The organism is Bradyrhizobium sp. USDA 376 (genome assembly GCF_054063675.1).
Genome location: NZ_JBSSGN010000001.1, coordinates 177,461 through 203,278, shown reverse-complemented (window position 1 = coordinate 203,278; position 25,818 = coordinate 177,461). Strand labels below are relative to the sequence as shown.

Genomic DNA, 25,818 nt, shown 5'->3' with positions numbered 1-25,818 from the left:
TTTGATGCTGAACTTATCTTCTGAACTAGAGGGGCACGATGCGCCGCTCACGCCATGCCAAGATTGTCGCAACCGTTGGGTCGGCAACCGCATCACCTGAAAAGCTTTGTGCGCTCTATCTTTCGGGGGCTGATACTTTCACGCTGAACTTCAGCCGCGGGGACCCATGACGATCACGCCCGTGTGCTCGTCTCGATCCGTGCGCTGGAGCTGGAATTCAATCGGCCGATCGGCGTGCTGCAGGATCCGCAAGGCCCGAAGATCCGCATTGGCCGGCTCGATGAAGGCAAGCTCGCGCTGGATGCCGGGGAGACGGTCTGCTTCGCGCTAAGAGACAGGCGGGAAGCAGTCAATCCCGCGGCCTCATCCAGAAATATTCGCAGCCGCTTATCCCGGTCAGGCCCTGCTCATTGACGATGGGCGTTCGTCTAGCTAGTCGTCGAAAAGCTCGGTTCTGAACGGAGAATGGCGTGCGTTGTGATCGGCGGCGTCATCCGTGATCACAAGGGCGCCAGCCTGCCAGGCGCGCTGCTCAAGATCTCGCCTCTAACCAAGAAGGATCGAGCCGATCTTGCGTTCGGCCTCGAGCTTGGCGTCGACTGGGTTGCTGTCCTTTGTTCAGAAACCATCTGACCTGGTCGAGGCACGAGCTTTGATCGGTGAGGCCGCCGGTGGCGTTGCCAAGATCGAGACCCCGATGGCGCTTGATCGTATTGGGATATGATCCACTTGTCAGACGCCATCATGGTCGCGCGAGGCGACCTCAGGGTTGAAATCCCCCTGAGGAGGTGCTGGGCCGGCAAAAGGAGTTCGTCAGGGCCTGCCGGCTTGTTGCCAAGCCCGTCATCGTCGCAACCCAGATGCCGGACTCGATGATCACTGCGCCGACAGCGACCTTCTCGTTGCCATCGATGCACGCTGTACCGCTCGGCAACAGCTATGGCGGTGTAAGGGAGTGGCTCGGCGTGTAGATCGACGCGCATTACGATATACTCGCAAGGGAGCGGAGAGCCGCATCGAAGCTCACGGGGAGGCAATTGCGAGCCGCATGGGGGATGCTGAACTGGTCGGTGAAGCAGTTGGCCGAGCGAAGCGGGTTATCGTGCGCCGTCATCAGGCGGCTCGAAGAGTACAATGACACGCCTCCCGCATCCGACGATCTGCTGCAGACTCTGTGGACCACGTTTGCGGGTGCGGGAATTGAATTCACATTTCCGCTGGTCGGCAAGCCAGGTGCTCGGCCACAATGACTTGATGCCTTCTCGGTGCTGAACTCACGGCCTGCGGCCATCGCAAATGGTGCGTCAGCTCTTCTGGTTTCCTCCGATAGTTCGGTAGGCGCTAACGACGCGCGCGTTTGCGGGAGCCTGCGGTGAGGGCATGCGGATAGCTCTCTATCGCTTTTGGCTGCATCGAAATTGGGCTGGCGAGAACGGCCGGCGACCCGCCGTAGGACCTCTTTAACGTGTCCGCAATGTCGGTCGCCTGGCCAACATTACCCAACATTACCCAAATCTCCCTACGTTGATCTAGGCAATCTCGAGCCGCATGTCGTGAATGAAGCGCCGACAGGCGGGCCGCCCTAGAAGCCCACCATCGCCTGCAACTCCCATTGCCGGGATGACCTTCCAGGAGCGCTCTTGTGACAGCAGCCCTTCGCATTCCAACGAGTAGCTCACGCCTTCGCGCGGTCGGCGTGAAGAAGCTGTGCTCGCAAGCCCAAGGAATGTGACGCAGCAGCATGGATACGCTACTTATCGCGACCTTCGAGATTTTGAGCTTCGGTGCCATTGTTGTGCTGGTCGTGCTCGGTCTCGGGATCATTGCCAGCATGATGGGCATCTTCAACTTCGCCCAAGGCGAGTTCGTCCTGCTCGGCGCTTACGTCACTTATCTCATGCACAGCGTCGGTTTGCCGGTCCCGCTCGGCATGCTTGCCGCGCCCGTCGCGGTCGGCACGCTTGGTTTCGTCCTGGAAAAACTCGTGGTGCGCCGATTCTATGCCGCTCCAATCGTCGCCATGCTTGGCACCTATGCGCTGGGGCTGATCATTCGCGAAGCCGTGCGCGGCCTGACCGGGGGACTGTATCTCTCGGTGCCGGAGCCAATCAGTGGCTCTATCACGATCGGCAGTCTGCATTTCGCCGCCTGGCGCGGCGTCATCGTCATCATCACTTTGCTGGTCATGGCCGCGAGCCATGCTCTGCTCGCCTACACCTCGTTCGGCCTGCGAGTCCGCGCCTCGCTGGAGAACCCACAGCTGGCGCGTGCCTCGGGCATCTCCACGGGCATGATCTACAGCGTCACCTTTGCATTTGGTGCGGCACTCGCGGGTCTCGCCGGCGCGCTGATCGTGCCGGTCTTTTCATTGTTCGCCGATCTCGGCATCCGCTTTCTTATCCAGGGTTTCGTTGCTGTGATGGTCGGTGGGGTCGGGTCCTTCGCCGGCCCAGTCGCTGGCGCCGGCGTCATCGGCACGTTCAGTGCCTGGCTGCCTTGGCTGATGTCACCGGTTATCGCCGACGTTCTGGTGTTCGTGCTTGCCATCATTTTCATCAAGTTCCGGCCGCAAGGCCTTGTTTCGGGAAGAGGGGTCAACCGATGATCAACGCCAGCCGTCAACTGAGCCGCCGCCGCTTTCTCGGCAATTTCGCCTTCGCCTCCGCCGCCATCGCGGCGGGTCCGGGCAGCTGGATAATTCGCCCGGATTGGGCAAATGCTGCGGAAGGCCCGATCAGGCTTGGCATTGCGACCGATCTTACCGGGTCACTTGGCTTTGCCGGCAACACTGACGCCAATGTCGCTCGCATGCTGGTCAAGGAGATCAACGACTCCGGCGGCCTGTTGGGACGCCCGATCGAACTCCTGATTGAGGATACTGCCTCCGACGAATCCGTCGCCGTGGGAAATGTGCGAAAGCTGATCCAGCGAGACAAGGTCGACTTGGTGATTGGCGGTATCTCGAGCTCGATGCGCAATGCGATCAAGGACGTCATTATCTCTCGCGGCAAGACGCTCTATATCTATCCGGAAGGTTACGAAGGTAAAGAGTGCACGCCCTATCTGTTCTGCACGGGACCGGTACCGGCACAGAATTGTGACCAGTTCATTCCCTGGTTGATCAAAAATGGTGGTAAGCGTTTTGCCCTGCCTGGCTCCAATTATGTTTGGCCGCAAACAATCAACGCCTATGCACGCAAGGTGATCGAGAGCAGCGGTGGCGAAGTCGTCTTTGAAGAATACTACCCGCTCGACCAGATTGACTTTTCCTCCACAGTTAGCCGGATCATATCCAACAAAGTCGACGTGGTTTTCAACGCCATTGTCCCGCCCGGCGTCAGCCCGTTCTTTAAACAGCTCTATCAAGCCGGCTTCTCCAAAAACGGCGGGCGGCTGGGGTGCGTCTATTACGACGAAAATTTCCTGGAAATGAACCAGGCCCAAGAGATTGAAGGGCTCGCGAGCAGCCTCGACTACTACAAGATGCTTGCGGCGGAGGATCCGGTAAGCGCCAGGATTCAATCGGCCTACGACAAACAATTTCCAGCCAAGTTCCGGTTCTCGGCAGGCAGCGCCGCGACCGGCACCTATCGAGGATTAAAGCTGTGGGAGGCTGCAGTGAAGGAGGCCGGCACAATTGACCGCGACGCGGTAGCCGCCGCCCTCGACCACGCGAAGATTGCGGAAGGGCCGGGCGGGCCTGCCGAAATGGCGCCCGGCAAGCGCCACTGCAGGATGAACATGTACATTGGAGTGGCGAAGGGCGGCCAGTACGAGATTGTCGCGCGTAGCGCCGGCCTGGTCGATCCGAAGGAGTGCTGATGTCATCGACCGGCACTGGCACACAGCCCCCGCCACACGTGATTGAAGCTGCTCGTTCGCCCGTCATGGCATCTGCCATCGCAGGGCGAACGAAGGTGCTTCCAATTCTCGAACTGGCATTGCTGATTGCCGCTTCGATCGCACCGCTCGTCCTGCGGGATTACATCACTGTCTATGCAACGCGAGTGCTCATCCTGTGCCTCTTCGCGTTGTCGTTCGACCTGGTGTGGGGCTATGCCGGGATCTTGAGCTTGGGTCAGTCGTTGTTCTTCGGCACGGCCGGCTACGGTGTGGCGCTGCTTTCACGCGATTTCGGGGTCGCATCGATTTTTGCCGTTCTTCCGGCCGGAACCTTGATCGGTTTTGTAGCGGCATTGTTGCTGGCAGGTTTCCTGCTGCTTGGCCGTCACCCCTCCAGTGTGGTCTTCGTTTCGCTTGGTACTATGACCGGAGCTTATGCAGCCGATCGGCTCGCTCGGGGTTCTCATTATCTTGGCGGCCAGAACGGTATCCCTTCGATCCCGCCGATGACAATCGGCTCGCACGAATTGAGCGAGGGACCAGGATTTTACTATCTGGTTCTCGCCATTCTGGTTCTGATCTACCTTCTGTCGCGCTTTTTGCTGCGGTCGCAGTTCGGTCTGGCACTGGCGGGATTGCGAGAGAATGAACAGCGCATCGCCTTCTTCGGCTACAATGTGCAGCATTTGAAGGCCATCATATTCGCAATCAGCGGCGCGATCGCAGGTGCTTCCGGCAGCCTCTATGCGTTTCACGAGGGCTTCGTCTGGACGAACATGCTGGGCGTGGTCATGTCTACCCAGGTCGTGCTCTACGTCTTGTTCGGCGGCTCCGGGACATTGATCGGTGCGGTCATCGGCACCGCGATTGTTGAGGGCCTCAGCTTCTGGCTCTCCGACAATTATCGCGATATCTGGCCGATCATTCTCGGCGTTTTGCTGTTGCTCGTCATTCTGTTCCGCCCCCTCGGCTTGATCAGCCTCGTGCTGGGCGAGCGGGAACGTGTAGGTCATTTCGGCCCGAGCCTGAAGGAGAAGCGCAATGCCGCTCCTTGAAGCCGCCGGCATCTCCAAGGTCTTTGGCAAACTCACCGCGCTGGACGGAGCGGCGCTCAGCGTCGGCGAGAGAGAGTTTCATGGCCTGATCGGGCCGAACGGCTCGGGCAAGAGCACGCTGATGAAGTGTCTTGCAGGTGCGCTAGTGCCGACGCGAGGCAAGGTGACATTCATCAATACTGACGTCACCTCGTTGACGCCGCCAGAGCGTGCGCGAGCGGGCATGAGCCTGAAATTCCAGATCACCGCCGTGCTACCGACCCTCACGCTATACGACAACATCCTGCTCGCGCTGCAGGCCCGGTCCTCACTGCTGGATCTGGCGTTCTCGCGCAGTCGGGGACGACTGCACGAGGAGGTCATGACGTTGCTCCTCCAGTTCCGGCTCGCCGATCGCGCGTTTGATGCTGCGGCGACCCTTTCTCACGGTCAGCAGCAATGGCTGGAGATCGCGATGGCGCTCGCATGCCGGCCGCGCCTTCTGCTCTTGGACGAGCCGACCGGTGGCATGAGCCTTGAGGAGCGCCGCGTCACGGGCGAGTTGCTGCAGCCGATCAAGCAGCATTGCTCGCTTGTCATCGTGGAGCACGACCTGGATTTCATCCGAGACATCTGCGACCGGCTAACCGTGCTCGATCAGGGCAAGGTTCTGGCGTCGGGGACGGTTGCCGAGATCCAGGCCAACAGAAGCGTCCAGGAGATCTATTTGCGCCGTGCCTGAATTCCTCAATCTCAAGCATCTCGACGCCGGCTACGGACGCAGCCAGGTGCTGTTCGGTGTCAATATGACCGTCCCACCGCGGGGCGGTGTGGCCGTCCTCGGCCGTAACGGCGCCGGAAAGAGCACGCTCATGAAGGCGATCGTGGGCGAACTGCCGGCATGGAGGGGCGGCGTGCAATTCAACGGCCAAGATATCGATCGCCGCCGAACCGAAGAGCGGGTGCGGGCCGGCATTGGATATGTGCCGCAAGAGCATTCAGTGTTCGGGCGCCTGTCGGTGCGCGACAATCTCGCCGTCGGATCGCTTTTGCACCGCGATAGATCGGCAGTGGACCGGGTCATGATGATGTTTCCAAAACTCGGCCAGCGTCTGGATCAGCCGGCCGGAACGTTGTCCGGTGGCGAGCGCAAGATGCTCGCAATCGCCCGCGCGATGCTCGGAAACCCCAAACTCCTCCTGCTGGATGAGCCGACCGAGGGTGTCTGGATCGGCGTCATCGAGGAGATCACCGAGCGCTTGATCGAACTAGCCAGAGAGATCGCGATCATCATCGTCGAGCAACATCTCGATCTCGCAATGCGCGTCGCGGAGCAGGCCTATGTGGTCGATCGCGGCCGTGTCGCGCTGTCGGGCCCGTCGCAACAGCTGCGCGACGACCCGCGGCTCTTGACGTATCTGGCGCCGTAGAGGCGTCCCGGCTGCCATCCCACGCCCGAAAGATGGCGCGTTGAAGTTCCTTGCGATGACTGAACAGAGAGGGACGATGTCCAAAACCATGAGCGATTTTGTGAATGCGTGCCAGGTCGTCGATGTCCATGAACATCACATGTCCGAGGTCGCACATAGCCGGGACGTGAATCTTTTGAAACTGTTCCAGCAGAGCTATGCGGCTTGGACAAGCCACGTCCTGCCATCCGAGCCCAAGGCGACTGGCGATATGTTATCTACCGCTACCGAGCCAACCACCTGGGAGGCCCTTGCTCCGTTCCTGGAGAGGAGCGGCTCAAATGCATTCGTTCGTAACCTCGCCGGCGGTGTCGCCGAGCTTTACGGCGTCGCCGAAACCGGAATCACGCGCGACAACTGGGAGGCAGTAGACGCTTTGGTGCGCTTGCGCCACAGGGAGGCGACATGGCCAAGTGAAGTCATTGGGCGCGCCGCCATCGGAAGGATCGTAACGGACCCTTTTCTCGATCCGTTGATGGATCCGCGGCCGGTCCTAGGGCAAAGTTACGATGCGGTCCTGCGGATCAATGCATTCGCCCTCGGCTGGCACCCGGAATCTCGCGATCACAATGGAAATTGCGGCCATACGTTGCTGCGGCGCCTCGGCATGGAGGTGAAAACCTTCGACGATTATTGCGACGCAATCCGGGAGCTCGTAGCCGGCTGCGCCCGGCGCAATCACGTTGCGCTCAAAAACGCGCTCGCCTATGACCGCGATCTAAGCTTTGACGAACCGAACGAGGACCTCGCTCGGCAGGCCTGGGGACAAAGGTCTCCATCCCCTGCGGCGCGCAAGGCTTTCTGTGACTTTGTCGTCGATTTGTTTTGTCAGCTCGCAGGCGAAGCCGGCCTGCCAGTCCAAACTCATCTTGGAACGGCAATCATAAGCGGCTCCCACCCGCTACGCATGACCGGGTTGATTGAGCGTCATCCTCGGACCCGTTTTCTGCTGATGCATTTGGCCTATCCCTGGAGCCGGGACTTGTTGGGAATGGCTTTTGTGTACCGCAATGTTTGGCTCGATTTGTGCTGGTCCTTCCTGTTGAGCCCGTCCCATTTCAAGCTGGCCCTGCACGAGGCTATTGAAGTCTTGCCGGATGAATCGCGAATGATGATCGGAGGAGATTGTCTTCACGTTGAGGAGACATTTGCCGCGATACAGGGCGCACGCCGGCTCATCGGCGAGGTTCTGAAAGAAAAAGTTGCGAGCGGCTACTTTCGCCCCCGAGACGCAGAGCGCTTGGCGGTCAGGATCCTTGGCGAGAACGCGAGGGAGCTTTTCAGACTGTCCTGATTGCTGCACTTCGTTCGCGATTTTAAAAAGTTGATCCGAAGAGCCGACTTGAAACCGAAAAATGACGGATAGCGTTCCGGTTACCGCGCCCCCCAGGAAAGAGCAGGGCGCGTGGATTAAGGCCATGAGCCAAGGGGAGGTCAGTTCCATGTTGAATGATCACCGGCAACTCAGCCGCCGCCGCTTTCTCGGCAATTTCGCCTTTGTGTCTGCGGCCATTGCGGCCGGCCCGGGCAGCTGGGTGATCCGTCCTGACTGGGCCAACGCCGCTGAAGGCCCGATCAGGATTGGCATTGCCACCGACCTTACGGGGCACTCGGCTTTGCCGGGAATACCGACGCCAATGTCGCGCGCATGGTCGCGAGCGAGATCAACGAGAACGGTGGTCTCTTGGGGCGCCCGATCGACCTCCTGATCGAAGACACCGCGTCCAACGAGTCCGTCGCTGTTGGCAATGTCCGCAAGCTGATTCAACGAGACAAGGTCGACCTGGTACTCGGCGGCATTGCGAGCTCGATGCGCAACGCCATCAAGGACATCATCATCTCTCGTGGCAAGACGCTCTACATCTATCCACAGGCCTACGAAGGCAGGGAGTGCACGCCCTATCTGTTTTGCACCGGGCCGGTACCGGCGCAGAATTGCGACCGGTTCATTCCGTGGTTGATCAAGAACGGTGGCAGACGCTTCGCGCTGCCTGGATCAAACTACGTCTGGCCGCAAACAATCAATGCCTATGCGCGCAAGGTGATCGAGAGCAGCGGCGGGGAGGTGGTGTTCGAGGAGTACTACCCGCTTGACCAAATCGATTTTTCATCGACCGTGAGCCGCATCACGTCCAACAAGGTAGACGTGGTCTTCAACAGTGTTATCCCCCCGGGCGTCGGCTCGTTCTTCAAACAGCTTTATGAAGCGGGCTTTTCTAGGAATGGGGGACAGCTGGGCTGCGTCTACTATGACGAGAACACGCTCGAAATGAACCAGGCTCACGAGATCGAAGGCCTCGCCAGCAGCCTCGACTATTACAAGGCGCTCGCGGCGGAAGATCCGGTGAGCGCCAAAATTCAGTCGGCCTACGAAAAGCAGTTTCCGGGCAAGTTCCGGTTCTCAGCAGGAAGCGCCGCGACCGGCACGTATCGAGGACTGAAGCTGTGGGAAGCCGCAGTGAGGGAAGCCGGTACAATTGACCGCGAGGCTGTCGCTGCCGCGCTTGACCACGCCAAGATTGCGGAAGGGCCTGGCGGGCCGGCGGAGATGGTGCCGGGCAAGCGCCACTGCAGGATGAACATGTACATTGGCGTGGCAAAGGCCGGCCAATACGAGATCGTCGCCCGTAGCGCCGGCCCGGTCGAGCCGAAGGAGTGTTGAATGTCGCATGTTGCGCGGGCGAGCTTCGCCGGCGCCGCGTGCGAGCCAATCGCGGGGGGCTACTTCCCGCGATAATTCGGCGGCCTCTTGTCAAAGAAGGCGTTCATTCCCTCCTTCTGGTCAGCTGTGCTGAAAGCGTGACGTATCGCTTGCCGCTCGAACTCGAGCCCGGCGTCCAACGTGGTCTGAAAGGCGGCGAGAACGGCAGCTTTGGCAAGTTCAGCCGAGCGGGGAGGCTTTTGCGCTATCAGATCGGCTATTTCGAGCGCTCGCCTCTGCGCCCTGCCGCTTTCGACAACTTCCGCCACAAGGCCGGCCTGCATCGCACTCCGCGCCGTGATGGATTGGCCGCTCAGGATCATCAGCATGGCCAGTGATTTGCCAGCCACGCGTGTCAGCCTCTGCGTTGCGCCGTCGCCGGGCAATATTCCGATGTTGATCTCAGGCTGCCCAAATACCGCCCCTTCACCTGCTATCACGATATCCGCGAGCAGCGCCAATTCGTGGCCGCCGCCGAAGCAAATGCCCTCGACCGCGGCAATGAGAGGCTTGGGGAAATTGGCGACATCCCCCCAGGCAGAACGTCGGGCGGAATTGTCGATTGCCTCAAAGCCGCGCTCCCGCATCTCCTTGATGTCGGCTCCGGCAGAGAAGAACGCATCGCTGCCACAAAGCACGACACAGCGGACATCCTCATCGATTGCGGCACGGCGCAAGATGGCGCCAAGCTCCACGATCAACTGGTTGCTCAAGGCGTTTCGTTTTGATGTCCTATTCAGCGTCAATAGGCGCACGTGGGGCGCGACAGATGTCGAGAGGATGAGATCGGGCGTCTCGGACATGGAGCGGTTCTCCTGAAGGAATATGAGAACCACGCCTTAGACTGAAATCGATTTCTTCGCAACGAGGCATCCAAAAGCCTCTTCTTGGAAGAACCAGCCTCAGCGGCGCTGAGCCACCTTGCTCAACGCGGAGCCGACGGAGACCATGAGGCGGGCTTCACCCGTAAAAAACGGCTTGACTCCGCAGTTCCGAATTCTTACTAATCTTGAAATCGATTTCAGAACTCGATGTCGAAATGCCCGGTACTGCGGGAAACCAGAAGGATGCGGCCGGCGAGAGTGGGTCACATCTGAAGGATCTCATTGACGATGCGACGGGTCTTGTGACGCCGCGCTGTCCAACAAGAACATCAGCTTCTTCAGAAGCGCGCTTAGAGCAACAGGAGGAAGGCTGGCCATGGGAATGGCACGGAATCTCGCGCGCGCTTTATGCGAGTCGCCGCGCAAGTCGGAAGCAACGATGAAGGCGTCCTGCGCCATTAGGATCGTGCAATGGCCGCTCGTGAGGCGAGGCCCGCAATTACGTGAAGCCAGGCGGGCTTTCCGCCGGCATCCCGGGCAGCTGTTGCGCTTGCGCTTCCGCGGTCCGGCCTGCTCAAGGCCGCCGCTCTCGTAGACCCCCGCTCGCGGCGGGCGCAGTTGAGCCGACGAGCGGCTGCTCGTTCTCGCGCGACCCGCAAAATCATTAAGTCATCAATAGAGCCCGAGGACCCATGAACATCATTGCTCAGCCCAGCGCTGTACCCGTCCAGCTTGACAAGCAAACTGCCAACAAGCGAATGACCGCCGGCCTTGGAGGAGGGGTGGCGCTAGAGTGGTACGACTGGAATGTCTACGGCGTAATGGCGGCGTTTCTCTCGCCGCACTTCTTCCCTTCCGATGATCCCACCACCTCGCTGCTGGCGGGACTTGCCGTGTACGGCGCGGGCTTTTGCGCTCGACCGCTGGGCGCTGTTTTGCTGGGGCCGGTCGCAGATCGCATCAGCCACAAGCGCGTCATGCTGATCTCTGTCACGGCCATGGCGGTTTGCTCGCTTTTGATATCCTTGTTGCCCACCTACAAGGACCTCGGCGTCACGGCGGCCATAGCGCTGCTGATCATGCGGCTGATTCAGGGGTTTGCCACAGGCGCTGAAGCTGGTGTCGCCAACGCCATTGCAATTGAACTGGCGCCACCTGGTAAGGAGGGGCGCTATCTCGGTCTGATTGGCGGCACATTCATCCAATTGGGAAGCCTTGGATCCAGCCTAGTTGCCTTCCTGGTGAGCGCCTCGGTCGCACCTGAAGCCATGCGCGAGTGGGCTTGGCGTATACCCTTTGCGGTCGGCGGCGTGCTGGGCCTTTTGATCATCTATCTGCGCACGACGGTGCCGGAAACCTTGATCAATCGAGCCATGCATCGGCAAGACGAGTCTTCGCGCATTCAGGAATCGACTGGCGGTGTGTGGAAAACGCTATGGAGCGTCCGCCTTTCGCTGCTCGCCGTCATCCTGGTGATCGGGTCGGTGCAGATCGCCAACTATGCCTGGAACACCGGTCTTCCCAACATGGCCAATACGGTCTTCAAGGAGGACAGCACGTATGTGTACGGGATCATGACCCTGATGGTCCTGATCTGGATGTCAACGGCGCCGTTTGTCGGCGCTTTCGCGGACAAGGTGCGACCCTCGCGCGCGTTCGCGCTGCTGCGCCTGTTGCTCATCCCATGCTTCTTCCTGACACTGCTCTATTCGGAAAAAGGCATCGTCACGTTCTTCTTTGTTACGGTGTTCGGCGGCGCGATCGTGGGCTTCAACATGGCCCTCTATAACTTCATCGCTACCACGCTGATGCCGCGCGCCGTGCGGACCACCGGAGTGGCTCTCGGCTATGCGCTCGGCGTCTCCTTGTTTGGCGGGACGTCACCCTATCTGCTGGTTTGGTTGCAACGCGAGCACATCGCCTGGATGTTTCCCGTCTACGGATCGTTGATCGCGCTCCTGAGCGTGCTGGTCTACCAGATCGCAAAGAAGCGCGGCTGCCTCTACATAGGTGAATGAACACGCTCTGCCCCTGCGCTTCGCCGTGCCCGCGACGGACGCAAGGCGTCCACGTTAGCTGCAAAACATAAGGGCTCGCGCGTATCTCTTCATGCTCGGCATGAGCATGGGGTCGGCGCAAGCGTCCTTGCGCGAGCAGTGATTCACAACAAACAAAGAATGCTTGCGAGGCACTGAGTTGCTGAAACTGGAGTCCGAAGCATGAAAACACCTTCATCGCCGCACTTCACGCCTGTGGACTTGAAGCGATATTTCAACGCCGAGCGCGCAAATGCCGGTGAAGGGTTCGCCGCCCGCCCGGGTGACACCGGCTGGATCGATTCACTTCGCGGGCTCCAGACCCATCGCGGCATGCCCTTTCTCTTCGGCAGCGAAATAGGGCCGGATGTGCTGGAGCTGCGCCCCGGCGCCCCTCCTGCCGTAATCGCGTTGCCGCCGACGATGGCGAGCTATGTGCTGTTCGTGCAAGTGGCGGCAGACCGCCCCAGTGCAAGCCCCGAGGGTTTCGGAGAGATCGGCCCGGCTACGCTGCCTGTAGAAGGCAATCCACTCGGCGACCGGGTGGCGACATACGGGCTCCGCTATGCCGACGGCAGCGAGACCGACGTGCCGGTGCTGCGCCGCTTCGCGATCCAGCAGAACCACATCTCCTGGAGTGCGAGTGCGTTCGCCGCCTTGCCGCTACGCGCGCCCATCGTACATGCAAGCACCGGCGAGGACTTTGTACTCGGCAGAGCGCCGGGGGCGAACTTCTTCCAGGGCGAGGCTCGCACCCAATCGGGACGCATGGATCGACAAGGTGAGAACGTGTGGCTTTACGCGCTCCCCAATCCTTATCCGGACAAGGAGCTTTCGGCGTTGAGCTTGCGCGCGGAACAGGAAATCTCGCTTGTGTTTGCGGTGACCACGACAGCGCTCACCCAGCACCCGCTGCGCCTCCAGGGCCGTCGCAAGCTGAAGGTGAGGCTGCTGCCGGGGTTCCATCTGAACAAGCTTGGCGAGCTCGATGTCGACGATCGGGGCCAGCAGATCGGCATGGACCTCGGCACGGTCATCTCGGCACGCGCAGTGCTCGAGTACTCCAGAGCGGATTGGCTGGGCGCCAAAGTTGATGTGCAGCCCGTGCGCTGCGGGAGCGAAGTCATCGTTGAGTACTCGGCGCATCCGGACGCAAGACTCTATCTGCGCTCCGACGATGGCCGCTTGCACATGTTCGAGCTTCGATCGTTGGAAGGTGGCGGTAACGCAAGCGCCTCGCTCAATGTGGCGACAGTCGAACCGGCCACAAGGCCGGTCAAGATCCGCATCATGGAAAAGGACAGTGGCGTGCGCGTTGCCGCGCGGTTGCATGTCCATGGTGCGCATGGGGAGTATCTGCCACCCAAGGGACATCACCGCAAGGTCAATACCGGCAGGTTCGAGGACTTCTCGGGCGAATTTGCCAATGGGCTGAACCAGTACGTCTACGTGGACGGCAGTTGCGAGGCGGACCTGCCGCTCGGGCCCGTGTTCGTAGAGATCTGCAGGGGTTTTGAGGTGCGCCCGTTGCGCACCATCGTCGACATCACTGCAAGCACGGACACTCTCACCTTTGAGCTCGATCGTGTGCTGCGCTGGCGCGAACAGGGATGGGTTAGCTCTGATACGCACGTCCATTTCCTAAGCCCGCAGACAGCGCTGCTTGAGGGCAAGGCGGAGGGTGTCAACGTGGTCAACTTGCTCGCCGCACAGTGGGGCGAGCTATTCACCAACGTCGCCGATTTCGACGGACGCACGACGTTCGGGGCAAAGGATTTCGGCGGCGACGGAGAATTCCTGGTTCGGGTCGGCACGGAGAACCGGATGCAGGTTCTGGGGCACATATCGCTGCTCGGCTATGAAGGTGAGATGATCAATCCGCTCTCTTGCGGCGGGTCCAACGAAGCTGCAATCGGCCATGTTCTGGAAGCGACCATGGCCGACTGGGCGGAGCGCTGCCGTCAGCAAGGGGGGCTGGTGGTAATGCCCCATGCGCCGAACCCGCAGGCGGAGCGTGCGGCCGACATTGTGCTCGGCCTTGTCGACGCCATCGAAATGATGTCGTTCAACCCGCGGACCGCGCAGCTCAGCGCATTTGGTCTCGCCGATTGGTATCGCTACCTCAACATCGGCTACCATCTGCCGCTGGTGGCGGGCTCCGACAAGATGGACGCGGCCGCGCTCCTCGGGGGCTCACGGACCTATGTGCGATTGGGCGAACGCGACTTCACGTATCGCAACTGGATGGATGCCGTACGCAGCGGGGACACGTTCATCACTGTCGGGCCTCTGGTTGAGATGACCGTTGAAGGACGTCGCCCTGGAGGCACGGTGTCCCTTCCCCGTTCAGGCGGCACCCTCACGATCGACTGGCGGATCGAATCGGTCAGCGTCCCGCCGGCGCGGGTGGAGCTCATATGTAACGGCACGGTCCTTGAGGAGGTTCGATGCGGAGGCTTGTCGTGCAAGGGGCAGCTCTCCCTGCCCATCAACGAGTCATGTTGGATCGCGCTGCGCGTTCGGGGCAGTGTCGCCGGACGCGAGGCCGACATTGCGGCGCACACCAGTGCGGTATATGTCAAAGTAGGCGGAATGCCCATCTTTGCCACCGCGGATGCAGTGTCGGTCCTTGCTCAAATCGAGGGATCGATCGCCTATATGGACACGCTCGCTCCCAAGTCCGACGAAGCGCGACACTCGCGGCTGCGAGCTGCCCTGGAACTTGCGCATCATCGCCTGCATCATAGATTGCACGAACTGGGCGCCAGCCACCACCATGCGCCCGTTCACTCCGTTCACGTTGAACGCGAGCATTGAGAAGTCTCTTGTGCCATTGACGATCGCGCAGGCGGCGCATCGCATGCTCAGCCACCTCTACTTACGGGCGAATAATGATAAGGGGCGAGCAGCTTGCGTCATCGGGTCCTGGGATGCGGACGCCAGCCTCCGGTTCTGAAATAGTTATCAGGACCGTGGCCCGGTCAATGATCTCGACTGCGCCCGCGACGGGCGGGACGGACGCTGGACCGCGGCGGGGCGCTCGATGAGCGCATGACCAGCCGGTACGGCAACACGACACTTCTCGGGACAGGACTTCCGGCAATGGCATTGATGAGATAATCGGCGGCTCCCCGGCCGATTTCTGCTGCCGGAACGCTGACTGTTGTGAGCGGCGGGTCCATTTGCGCCGCCAGCTCCACATCGTCAAATCCTGTGATGGAAAGCGTAGCCGGTACGGCCAGCCCCATCTTGCGAGCCTCTGCCATTGCACCGATGGCAAGCGTGTCGGTGGTGCAGATGACTGCTGTCGTGTCCGGATGATCGGTGAGGAGCTGACGAAGGGCGCTACGGCCCTGGGCAAGCGAATAATCGGCCTTGACGACCTGGCTCGGCTTGAGCGGGAGACCGGCGTCCGACAGCGCGCGCTGAATTCCCTCGAGCCTGGCGCGGGATCTGTCGTTGGACGCGGCGACAACGTTGGCAATCGCGCCAAAACGGACGTGTCCAAGCCTTAGCAGATACTCCGTCATCTCGCGGGTGGCGCTTTCGTTGTCGATTCCGATCGCGGGGATGCCGCCGCCGGCCTTGGCAACATAGGTGGTGATGACGGGTACGCCTGCCTGTTCGATCAGGCTCCTCAGCTCCCGTCCGTGGGAAGCTCCGACCAGCACGATTCCATCGATGCCGCGTTCAATGAGACTTTGCAGTTCCTGAAATTCACGCCGCTGGTCATATTGCGAATTCGCAATGAACAGCGTGTAGCCGCTTTCGCTGAGGCGGTTCTGGAGGGCTTCCACGCCTTCTGCAAAGATACCGAGCGCCAGTGTCGGAACGATGACGCCGACGGTCCGCATGCGTCCCGATTTCAATGCTCTGGCTGCGCTATCGCGCGTGTAGGCGAGGTCATTGATATGCCGCATGACCCTGTCGCGAAGCTCCGGCCGTACGATATCGGGGTGATTGAGAACCCGCGACACCGTCGCCGGCGACACATTCGCCTTCCGGGCAACGTCCTCGATCTTCACGCGCGGCTGCTGCCGGCCTTTGGGCGCGATTACAGGTTTCTTGTCCATTTGCGTTGGTCAACCAGGAGAAGGAGAGGGTCTCCCCTCAAAAGGGTTAAACCATCACGAGCGCTACCTTCTCAAGCCCTGTATGCGGGCCATCGGCGCTATTTTCTGCCCCTCTCATGCACAGATGGAGCGGGATGAAGCGAATCTCATTCGAAAGTTGGTAGATTCGCTTGACTCCGCTTCTCGCACAGCCTAAGTCTGAAATCGATTTCAGAAATCGAGAGCCAGCACCTCGATTTCAGGTAAAACCGAAAGCAAGGATGTATGGTCGATCTTTTGAAGGGCATTCGAGTCCTCAGCCTCAATCACTTTCTGATGGGTCCGGTCGGCGTGCAGTTTCTCGCCGACCTCGGTGCGGACGTGATCGCCGTGGAACCGCCCGGGGGGGCCTTTCAGAGGAAATGGGGCGGGGCGGACAAGCGGGTTGACGGCCAATCAATGTTGCTTCTGACGGGAAACCGCAACAAGCGCAGCCTCACGCTCGATCTGAAAAAACCCGAAGCCGTGGTCATCGCCAGGCAACTGATCGCCAAATCGGATGTGATCGCAGAGAACTTCCGCCCGGGTGTGCTCGACAAGCTTGGTCTCGGCTACGAGGATGCAAAGAAGATCAATCCGCAGATCATCTATGCCGCTGCCTCCGGCTACGGTCCTGACGGGCCCTATGTCGATCGCCCAGGCCAGGATCTCTTGATCCAGGCGCTATCAGGACTTGCGATGATCACCGGAAGTCGCGAGCAGGGGCCGCGGGCTGTCGGCGTTTCCGCCATCGATCATCACGGCGCCGCCTTGTTTGCGGCGGGGATCCTGGCTGCCTTGGTGCGGAAGGCGCGGACGGGGCAGGGCTGCCGCGTCGATGTTAGCCTGCTGTCGGCTGCGCTCGACCTGCAGATGGAATCTTTTACCTGCTACCTGAACGGCCAAAGGCCTGACGACGTCCGTCAGCCGGGCCCGGTGGCCGGCTGGTACTACGGTGCGCCTTACGGCATCTATGCGACACGCGATGGGCACATTGCGATCTCTTTGGGATCGCTGGAGGCGCTCTCAGGCGCGCTTGGCCTTCCGGCCGACCAGCGAATTCCTGACGAGGAGGCGTATCGCCGGCGGGACGAGGCCTCAGCCATGATTGCTGCCAACATCGCCAAACGCTCAACCATGGAATGCATCGTCCTGTTCGAGGCGCGTGGAATTTGGCACGCTGCGGTGAACGATTATGCCGACGTCGTTGCGGATCCGCAGATCGCGCATAACAAAAATTTTCAGGTCGTGACCGGCGCGACCGGAGCTCCCATCACCCTTGTCAGCCATCCCGTGCGCTACGACGGCGAGCAGCCGGACGTGCGTTTGCCGCCGCAAAAGCTCGGTGCGCAAACGGAAGAGATTCTGAAAGAGCTGGGCTATGACGCTAGGAAATTGAAGCATCTTTATGAAACCGGCGCCATCGGCGCTGCGGACTCGCATCACTAACGAACAACGAGGATTGTCGAAAGCAGCACGCTTACGTCGGAGGGTCATCGTGATTGGCATAAACTTGCACGCGGCTTTCCCTGCGGTGCTGCTGACGAGGCTTGCTACTCCGCAGAGATGCAGCCAAGCACGATTGGAAGTCTCGTGAACACCAACCGTTCGCGCCAGTCCAGGATCTGTTGGTAAAGAGCTTTAAGTTGCCGCCAGGGCAAAGCCGCGCGGCGAGTATTATGTTGGACCAGAAGCCATGTCGGAAAGCCAATATCTGCCCGCGCGCGAGCGTATGCTGAAGCGCATTGCCGAGACTCGGGACACCGCACGCTCGGGCTTGCCACACTGGGCGAGTGCCGCCGACGGAAAATGGACGTTTACCCCCGATGGTGATTGGACCGGCGGGGCATTTGTCGGTGAGCTTTGGCTCGCGCACCTCGCTGATCGCAGCCAGTTCCCAATCGAAGACGCGCGTGCTGCGCTAAGCCGAATGTTGCCGCGTGCCGAGCGGCTTACGGCCTTCAAGGGCTTCGGCTTCTATCATGCCGGCGCCCTCGGCAGCATCCTGTTCAAGGAAGAAAACGCCCGCGCGGTGGCTCTGACAGCAGCAAGATCGCTTCGTGATATGTTCGATCCACACCTCGGACTGATACCGTTGGGCAGGGATGCCGAGGAGGCGAGCGCAGTGGGAGCTTCCGAGAGCAGCATCGACTCGCTCCAGGCGACAGGCCTGCTCTATTGGGCCGCGGACGAGCTTTCCGATGCCCGGATGGAGGAGGTCGCCAATGCACATATGCGGCGCGTCCTGGAGATCCATGTGCGGCAGGACAATTCAGTTATCCAGTCTTCCACCCTTGATCACACCGGTAAGGTGCTCAGAACGCACACGCACAAGGGATATAGCGATATCAGCACCTGGGGCCGGGCGCAGGGATGGGCGATGCTCTACACCGCTCACGCCGCCATGGTCCGCCCCGACGAACCGCTATGGCGCGACTACGCCGTCCGCCTTCTTGACTGGTGGATCGACCATGTCCCCGCGGATCTCATTGCCTTCTGGGATTTCGACGATCCGGCGATCCCCAACACCAGCAGGGATACTGCGGCCACTGCTATCGCTGCCGCCGCGGCGCTGCGCCTCGCATCCGCACTTGGTCCTGAGGGGGGCGCCAAATATAGATTATTTGCGGAGCGCACAGTTACTCAACTGAGCTCGAAATACCTGACACCGACTGCTCCCGATGACCCGCGCCCGCCTGGAATGCTCACCGGCGGCTGCTTCACCCGAAAGGCGATCGTGCGCGATATCGATGCGGCCCAGAACGTCGAGCTGATTTTCGGAAGCTACTTCCTGTTTGAATGCCTTGCCATCCTGACGGATCTGGTGCCGCCTGGCTGGATCTAGAGGCGCGAAAGGCTTCCAACGCGAACAAAGCCTCCAACCAATCTTGTTTGTGACGCCACGCCAGTCAATCTGTCCAAACAGTCCGACGGCATCGGCTCCACTCCTTGGATATTCGCGATGGGCTGATCGAGTTAGACAGCAACTGACTGCCTCCTGTCTGGAATCCTCTACATGAGAAATGCGAAACCCCCCATCTATCGCGGCTTGTTCCCGGTCGCTCCGACGCCGTTTACGGAATCTGGAGATCTCGATCTCGAAGGGCAGCGGCGCGTGCTCGATTGCATGATCGACCAAGGCGTGGACGGGATCTGCATTCTGGCCAACTATTCCGAGCAGTTCCTGCTGTCTGATCAGGAACGTGACCTTCTGGTCGATCTCTGCCTCTCGCATGTCGCGGGCCGCAAGCCCGTCATGGTGACCTGCAGCCATTTCAGCACGCAGATTGCGGTGCAACGCGCCCGCTATGCGGCCGAACGTGGCGCAAGCCTCCTCATGCTGATGCCGCCTTATCATGGTCCAAGCCTCAAGGCGGATGAAGGCGCCATGATCGGGCATTTCGGCCGGGTCGCGGACGCCGCCGGGATTCCAATTATGGTCCAGGACGCGCCGCTCTCCGGCGTTACATTGACGGTCCCGTTTCTCGTCCGGCTCGCTTGCGAGGTGCCGCTCGCCAGATATTTCAAGATCGAGGTGCCGTTTGCGGCTGCCAAGCTCCGCAGTCTGATCGAGCTCGGCGGTGAGGTCATCATTGGTCCTTTTGACGGGGAGGAAGCCATCACCATGATGGCGGACCTCGATGCCGGTGCGAGCGGAACAATGTCGAGCGCGCTGTTGCCCGATTTGCTCCGCCCCGTGCTCGATCATCACAAAGGGGGCAGCAGGCAGGAAGCCGCTCTTGCATATGCAAGGGTGCTGCCGCTCATCAATTTCGAAAACCGCCAGTGCGGCCTGCGCGCCACCAAGAGCGTAATGGCTGAAGGCGGCGTGATCAAATGCGAAGCCGTGCGGCATCCGCTCGAGCAGATCCATCCGGCGACGAGAGCTGGATTGATCGAGCTTGCGCGTGAGCTCAACCCGCTGTCTCTTCGCTGGGGACATTGAGATGCGGGCATGATGCGCCGAGAACAAGCCACGCAGGCAGAACCTGTGTACCCCAAGATCAGGATGTTCATTGCCGGCGAGTGGACGGAAGGGGGTTCGGATCGCTCGGAAAAAATCCTCAATCCCGCAACCGGCCAGCCGATTGGCGAAACTCCTTATGCGTCTCGTGGCGATCTCGATCGTGCGATCATGGCCGCTCAGGAGGGATTTGAGATTTGGCGAAAGGTTTCGGCCTTTGACCGATACAGGACGATGCGCAAGGCCGCCGATCTCATACGCTCGCGCGCAGCCGGCATCGCATTGATCATGACGCTCGAACAGGGTAAGCCGCTCACCGAGTCGAGTGCTGAATCGCTCCTTGCTGCCGATATCATCGACTGGCTCTCCGAAGAAGGGCGGCGCGCCTATGGACGGATCGTCCCGGCGCGCTTTGGCAATGTTGTCCAGCTCGTGACCAAGGAGCCGGTCGGGCCGGTTGCCGCATTTACGCCCTGGAATTTTCCGATCAACCAGGCCGTGCGGAAGATCTCCGCCAGCCTTGCAGCCGGCTGCTCCATCATCGTCAAGGGACCTGAAGAGACGCCAGCGAGCTGCATGGCGCTGGTGCGCAGTTTCGCGGATGCTGGCTTGCCTGCGGGCGTGATCAATCTCGTCTTCGGGGTGCCATCCGAAGTTTCAGATTATCTCATACGCCATCCTATCATCCGGAAAGTCTCCTTCACCGGTTCGACCGTGGTCGGAAAGCATCTCGCAGCCCTTGCCGGCGCCCATATGAAGCGCACCACCATGGAGCTCGGCGGGCACGCGCCTGCCATCGTTTTCCCGGATGCCGACGTCGAGAAAGCCGCAAGAATCTTGTCGGCGAACAAGTTCCGCAATGCGGGCCAAGTCTGCGTCTCGCCGACGCGGTTTCTGGTGCATGACAGTATCTATGAAGATTTCGTCAAGAGGTTCGTTGCCGAGGCCAGCGCGATCAAGGTTGGCAATGGCCTTGAAAGAGATAGCCGGATGGGGCCGCTCGCCAATTCGCGCCGGGTCGATGCAATGGAGACCCTCGTCGCGGACGCTCTCGATTGCGGCGCCCAGTTGCGCATCGGCGGCAAGCGTATCGGCAATACGGGGTACTTCTTCGAGCCGACGGTCCTGACCGATGTTCCACCTCAAGCGCGCATCATGAATGAAGAGCCGTTCGGCCCTGTCGCGCCGATTGCGCGGTTTAAAACCTATGACGAGGTTGTGGCGGAGGCCAATCGACTGCCTTACGGGCTCGCCGCCTACGCCTACACGCGATCCGCCGCAACGATGGCCGCGATCGGGGCCGATCTCCAATGCGGGATGGTATCGATCAATCATCATGGCCTTGGGCTTCCCGAAGTGCCCTTCGGAGGAACGAAGGAGTCAGGCTTCGGTTCGGAAGGTGGCCTCGAGGCAATCGAGGGCTATCTCGACACCAAATTCGTGAGCCAGGCGAGCTAGAACCGGAATACCAGATACCAAACCGGAGCAGAACGACTTCGTTAGTGCCGCCGGATCGCTTCAAGCGCTCCGCCCTTCTCCGCTGGCAGACCGGTACGTCTGCCTCTCCCCAGACTTGAGCCGCTGTCGGAGAAATCCGGCAGCGGTCCTTTTCTTTGCTGGACCGACACCTTCTTGTTCTTTCAGGCGAGAGCAGAAATGAGATACGTTGTCCGCAGATCAGCGCGGACGGATAACAGCTGCGTGTGCCAAAGCCCTCAAGTATCCGCGCCAATGATGAGGCCGCGAGCACCACGAATATTGGTGCGGTCCAGCATGACCATCGCCTGGAATTTCTCGGCGATGACCATCTCACGCGCAGAAGCGCGCAGATGCGAGCAGGAAGATCGTGGAGAACCGACAGGTCCATGTCCAGTAGACCCGATTCGACCGCATCACCAAAGGCGAAATCGATAATGATTCGGGCCTTGGCAGTATCGACCAACGCGTCGGTGATGCGCAGGCCGCCATACTCAGTTTCCTCGCGAATGCGATTGACCTTGACGCTGTTTGGATCGAACTCCACCCCATCGTATAAGAAACGCCGCTGACTTCTTTGAAGATGCGGACCATCTCGTCCTAGTCATCGCTCTCGATGCCCAGGAAGTCGAGGGGCACCAGGGACTCGTGGAAAAATGGCCCGCTTGGAACCACACCAAGCGTCTACGATCGGGCCAAATGTGGGAGGGTCAGTTCACCTTTGCCTGCGACAACTGAGAGGTTGAGTTCCTGCGCGGCAGCATCCAGGACCGGCACGGAAACGGCACTCTCGCGCGCTAGGCGCACAGCACACTCGATGTCCTTTGCAGCATTTGCAATCGAGATTGCCAGTGCATCTGGTTTCTCTCCCAACAAAAAGGCGGCGAAGGCTTGGAATATTCCACTGTTCGTAGAGCCCCGACTGACCAAAGAGCGCAGTGTCACAAGATCTATCTGAAGACTATCCGCGAATTGGCAGACCTCAGCGGCGACCGCAGCGATGCCCATAGTCATGCTGTTGTAAACAAGCTTGAGCTTGTGGCCGTGTCCGACATCTCCAACATGCATAACGGTCTCGCAAAACGCAGCAAGAATGCGTTCAGCAACGGGAAAGAGTGTTGCATCCGATCCAACCATCGCATTGAGAAGGCCGAGCTCTGCTTGCTCGGGGCTTCGTGTTACTGGAGCATCAATGAAGCTAAGACCTCGTCTTTCCGCCGTTTTGGCCAATGCAATGGTCGATGCGGGATACGAGGTCGTACAATCAATTATCAAACCTCCTCGGCACATGTTAACAAACAGTCCATCGTGATCGAGGCACACCGTCTCAACTTCGCGGCTGGACGGTAATGACAACACCACCACACTTACATGCTGCGCCAACTCAGCGATCGACGCATGCTCGCGGGCCCCTGCACCCATCAGGCGATCAGCACCGAACCGGTTCTTGTTGACTTTGATGTGGAGTTCGTTTTGCTGACGCAGCAGGCTGATCCCTATACCTGTTCCCATGCGCCCCGCTCCGATAAGCCCTATGCTCTGCTTGATCGTTTTGGGAGCCGCGTTCGCTGACGATCCCTTGCTCATGATTTAGTATTCCGAAAGAAGCCATGGCTTTGTAGGATCGGCAACAGCTCGTGATGGTTGTTGATGGTGTAATCTGGACGCGCAGCTTGCAGGCGCGAGGTCGAAACAAATCCTCCGGTAATGGATATGCTTGTCAGCCCGAGACTGCGTGCAATATCAGTCTCGACGGGCATATCGCCGACGATGAAGGTTGACGACGGCTTCAGGTTGTGCCTGTTCATATAAAGGCGAAGCCGCTCTCCTTTGCTTATCGATTTGTATTGCGTGGCGCGGCTTTCAAAGGCGAGCACGTCGGTGACGTAGTCATCCACTCCAAGTCTCCTCAGCTGAAACTGTAGAGGCGCGACTATGTGGTTGCTGAGGATGATGAGTAGAGCAGATTCTCGGCGGGCTAACGCGAGCACTCTGCGCGCCCCCTCACGTAAATCGGCTTTATCCGCAAGAGGCTCGTACGTGTCGTGAAACAGTGCGCCTTCGTCACGCTCCACCGCCTCAACCTCCTCCTGCGACATTCCGAGGCTACGATAGAGACGATCGAGGGGAACATCACAATGCTCTCGAAAGGTGTTTATATCGATGCTCGGACGACCAAAGCGGTCCAAAATTACATTGGTCGTTTCGAGCAGCGCGTATGTGTCATCGAGCAGTGTTCCGTTCCAGTCAAATACGAGAGCGGGCATCATGATGCTGACCTCAGACGGGGATTGACAGGAAGAGCGGCCAGCAAAGCTTTCAAGTTTCTGTCCGCGCGCTGACGTCCAGCGGGGGTCGGCATCTCCAACGTGAAGGGCGACAAATCGATGCCCTCTAGCCTGTTGGCCAATATGGGTACAAGGGCACGGAAGGGCAGATAAGTGATGGTGGCTGCTTGGATTGCCGTCGCAATGTTGCTTTCAATAATTTTGAGGGCTGGCGGATCCATCCTGTGGAAGCGAAGACTCTGGGCGCGTAGTTCGGGCGGCAGTCGCTTCAACGCCTGCCAGAATGCGAGCTCATCTAGCGTATCAATACCCATGCCGTAGTAGTGTGGAGCAACTATAGGCGGCGAACCAATTGCCCAATGTACGGCTTCGGCTCCAGCGGCAAGGAGCATCGTTGTGACGGCTTGGCTGGTATCTCCTCGAATGAGGGCCTCATCGACAACTATGATGGTCCGTTTAGCGACGGCAGATTCCGACACGAGATACTTCTGAGCAATGCGAGATTGTCGGGCCTTGGGTCTGCCCAGGAGCGTTCGCTCAAGAAATTGCGTTGCCACTACGTCACTACGCTCGGCGAGCACGCCCTGTTCGGCGAGAGAGTCAAACAGACCATCGGCGTACGGCCCCCCAGTCTTTGGCATGGAGGACACGATTGGCGGCATCAAGAGTGGGTCTGCTTGGACTCGCTCCGCAACGATTCTCCCCAAGGCCAGCCCGATGTTGTGACGGGTCTGGCGATGTGAATGGCCCTCAACCGATGTGTTCGGACTTCCCAAATAGAGAGTTTCGTAGGCGCAGAGTTTGGCCTTACATCCTCGGCTGTTCAGGATATGGTCAACGCTGCGGCCGGACTTGGCGTCCACGCGCCGTATGCTCCCAGGCAAGAGCTGCTGGGTCTCACCTTTCAAGCCAGCGAAGGCACAATTTTCGGAAGCAAAGAGCAACAATCCATTGCTTGCCCGCATAGTCTCCAACGGTCGCAAACCGCTTCGATTGCGATATGCAACAAGATCACCGTTCATATCTAGCAAAAGCGCGGAAATGGCACCATCGATACGATCATCAAGCTCGCGAAAGATAGCTTCGTAGTCTGCGGGCAAGCCGTGACGCCAATATTCTCGTTCGCAAGATCGTTCGATCCACCTCAGCAAGAGCTCGGCGTCTGTGTTGGTATCTATCAGTGGTCCCTGAGCGAGCAATTCGCTCCTGAGTTCATGAGCGTTCACCAAGGCGCCGTCCAGAGAAATTGCAAAATAGCGGCTGGGAATTGACTGCACATCGCCGTCATCCCCACCTCCGCTGCGGATCTGCGCGATTGCAACATGAGGCCGAAAGCGCGGGTCCTGTTCGATTCCGTCGATGCGCACTGAATTATCGTTCGATTGAATCGCCCTTGCATATCGGATCCCACGCTCTTGCATGAAAGCATAGACCGCGACACCTGCTTGCCCACGGAGTGCAAGCGTCGGAATCATTTTCTTCAGCTGATCAACAACACGCGACCATGGTTCGCTTGAAGCGCAGAGAAACGCACCGGCGACACCGGACATATAGTCACCCACTTCTTAAGAAGCCGATCTGGCGGGGCGCCTCGCATGGCTATATGAAGGCGGAAGTTCGCTTCATCCTTAAGCAAGCGTCGTACCACTCCTTTGAAAATACTGGCTGGCACTTCTAGAGCGAGGAAAATTGGAACACGAGCCACTCTAGCCACTCAGTTGAGTGTTGTGCCTCGTTCAGGCCCTCACACGATGTTCAAGATGCTACGACTGTGTGCGAAAAGCGCCACACCGGAGCGAAGGTGCGAGTGCTTGAAGTCAGTGAAAGCCTTCTGATGTTCCACTCATTTCCTTCCATTCTGCGGGGAAACCACCAAAGCGGGTCCTTACGGACGACCAGCATTAGAAAAGGGCTCCAAGCAGGCCTGGTAGCGGCGCGTTGGTATTTTCGTGTTTTGCGAGTAAGACCCGGCAGATGATGCAAAGCGACCCATTGCGCGATTGCCGATACCGAGAGCCGGGTCCTGGACAGTCGAAGTGCGCACGTCCGTCTGCGGGACAGAGTAACGAATGGACTTATAGGCAACCTAGCC

17 protein-coding genes and 2 pseudogenes are annotated in these 25,818 nt (G+C 59.5%); 14 read left to right on the top strand and 5 right to left on the bottom strand.

The features are described 5' to 3' along the window. Positions 1-38: 38 nt before the first annotated feature. From ACVJ19_RS00845 to ACVJ19_RS00810, 8 genes and pseudogenes are all read left to right on the top strand, one after another. Positions 39-896: pseudogene (locus tag ACVJ19_RS00845) on the top strand (pyruvate kinase); the annotation flags it as partial. A gap of 845 nt (positions 897-1,741) precedes the next feature. Beyond that, positions 1,742-2,605, top strand: a complete 864-nt coding sequence (locus tag ACVJ19_RS00840; protein ID WP_035711497.1) for a branched-chain amino acid ABC transporter permease — start codon at positions 1,742-1,744, stop codon at positions 2,603-2,605. Next, positions 2,602-3,822: a substrate-binding protein gene (locus tag ACVJ19_RS00835; protein WP_035711494.1), complete on the top strand. Its 1,221-nt coding sequence runs from the start codon at positions 2,602-2,604 to the stop codon at positions 3,820-3,822. The genes ACVJ19_RS00840 and ACVJ19_RS00835 overlap by 4 nt, the downstream gene beginning before the upstream one ends. 65 nt (positions 3,823-3,887) lie before the next feature. Then, positions 3,888-4,898, top strand: a complete 1,011-nt coding sequence (locus ACVJ19_RS00830) for a branched-chain amino acid ABC transporter permease (protein ID WP_018645258.1) — start codon at positions 3,888-3,890, stop codon at positions 4,896-4,898. Continuing rightward, positions 4,885-5,619, top strand: a complete 735-nt coding sequence (locus ACVJ19_RS00825) for an ABC transporter ATP-binding protein (RefSeq protein WP_018645257.1) — start codon at positions 4,885-4,887, stop codon at positions 5,617-5,619. Before ACVJ19_RS00830 ends, ACVJ19_RS00825 begins: the two co-directional genes overlap by 14 nt. Then, positions 5,612-6,307, top strand: coding sequence for an ABC transporter ATP-binding protein (locus ACVJ19_RS00820; protein WP_018645256.1), 696 nt, complete (start codon positions 5,612-5,614; stop codon positions 6,305-6,307). Before ACVJ19_RS00825 ends, ACVJ19_RS00820 begins: the two co-directional genes overlap by 8 nt. Positions 6,308-6,383: 76 nt before the next feature. Further along, positions 6,384-7,640: an amidohydrolase family protein gene (locus ACVJ19_RS00815; protein WP_157158159.1), complete on the top strand. Its 1,257-nt coding sequence runs from the start codon at positions 6,384-6,386 to the stop codon at positions 7,638-7,640. 148 nt (positions 7,641-7,788) lie between these two features. Further along, a pseudogene (locus ACVJ19_RS00810) lies at positions 7,789-9,008 on the top strand (substrate-binding protein). Positions 9,009-9,067: 59 nt separating this feature from the next. Here the strand turns inward: ACVJ19_RS00810 and ACVJ19_RS00805 are convergent. Beyond that, positions 9,068-9,850, bottom strand: a complete 783-nt coding sequence (locus ACVJ19_RS00805) for an enoyl-CoA hydratase-related protein (RefSeq protein ID WP_028144089.1) — start codon at positions 9,848-9,850, stop codon at positions 9,068-9,070. A 713-nt stretch (positions 9,851-10,563) separates the two neighbouring features. Between ACVJ19_RS00805 and ACVJ19_RS00800 the strand changes: the two genes are divergently transcribed. Continuing rightward, positions 10,564-11,889, top strand: a complete 1,326-nt coding sequence (locus ACVJ19_RS00800; protein ID WP_063615341.1) for an MFS transporter — start codon at positions 10,564-10,566, stop codon at positions 11,887-11,889. 201 nt (positions 11,890-12,090) lie between these two features. Further along, complete coding sequence (locus ACVJ19_RS00795) at positions 12,091-14,724, top strand: CehA/McbA family metallohydrolase (protein ID WP_453947807.1); 2,634 nt, start codon at positions 12,091-12,093, stop codon at positions 14,722-14,724. A gap of 164 nt (positions 14,725-14,888) precedes the next feature. Here ACVJ19_RS00795 and ACVJ19_RS00790 read toward each other — a convergent pair whose 3' ends face one another. Further along, positions 14,889-15,980: a LacI family DNA-binding transcriptional regulator gene (locus tag ACVJ19_RS00790; protein WP_018645249.1), complete on the bottom strand. Its 1,092-nt coding sequence runs from the start codon at positions 15,978-15,980 to the stop codon at positions 14,889-14,891. Positions 15,981-16,244: 264 nt separating this feature from the next. Between ACVJ19_RS00790 and ACVJ19_RS00785 the strand changes: the two genes are divergently transcribed. The 4 genes from ACVJ19_RS00785 (at position 16,245) to ACVJ19_RS00770 (ending at position 21,420) form a co-directional block, all read left to right on the top strand. Further along, positions 16,245-17,447, top strand: coding sequence for a CaiB/BaiF CoA transferase family protein (locus ACVJ19_RS00785; protein WP_028144091.1), 1,203 nt, complete (start codon positions 16,245-16,247; stop codon positions 17,445-17,447). Positions 17,448-17,694: 247 nt separating this feature from the next. Beyond that, entirely contained in the window at positions 17,695-18,843 is a 1,149-nt protein-coding gene (locus tag ACVJ19_RS00780; protein ID WP_018645247.1) for a hypothetical protein, read from the top strand. Positions 18,844-19,014: 171 nt separating this feature from the next. Continuing rightward, complete coding sequence (locus ACVJ19_RS00775) at positions 19,015-19,944, top strand: dihydrodipicolinate synthase family protein (RefSeq protein ID WP_018645246.1); 930 nt, start codon at positions 19,015-19,017, stop codon at positions 19,942-19,944. Between the two features lie 9 nt (positions 19,945-19,953). Further along, positions 19,954-21,420, top strand: a complete 1,467-nt coding sequence (locus ACVJ19_RS00770) for an NAD-dependent succinate-semialdehyde dehydrogenase (RefSeq protein ID WP_370126336.1) — start codon at positions 19,954-19,956, stop codon at positions 21,418-21,420. A 702-nt stretch (positions 21,421-22,122) separates the two neighbouring features. Here ACVJ19_RS00770 and ACVJ19_RS00765 read toward each other — a convergent pair. Genes ACVJ19_RS00765 through ACVJ19_RS00755 form a run of 3 tightly spaced genes read right to left on the bottom strand, consistent with a single transcriptional unit; the run spans position 22,123 to position 25,276 of the window. Beyond that, positions 22,123-23,025 (bottom strand): NAD(P)-dependent oxidoreductase, encoded by a 903-nt coding sequence (locus ACVJ19_RS00765; RefSeq protein WP_041956566.1) that lies wholly within the window; start codon positions 23,023-23,025, stop codon positions 22,123-22,125. Beyond that, positions 23,022-23,708 (bottom strand): HAD family hydrolase, encoded by a 687-nt coding sequence (locus ACVJ19_RS00760; protein WP_028144093.1) that lies wholly within the window; start codon positions 23,706-23,708, stop codon positions 23,022-23,024. The genes ACVJ19_RS00765 and ACVJ19_RS00760 overlap by 4 nt, the downstream gene beginning before the upstream one ends. Then, positions 23,705-25,276, bottom strand: a complete 1,572-nt coding sequence (locus ACVJ19_RS00755; protein ID WP_223153742.1) for an amidophosphoribosyltransferase — start codon at positions 25,274-25,276, stop codon at positions 23,705-23,707. The genes ACVJ19_RS00760 and ACVJ19_RS00755 overlap by 4 nt, the downstream gene beginning before the upstream one ends. Positions 25,277-25,818 lie beyond the last annotated feature (542 nt).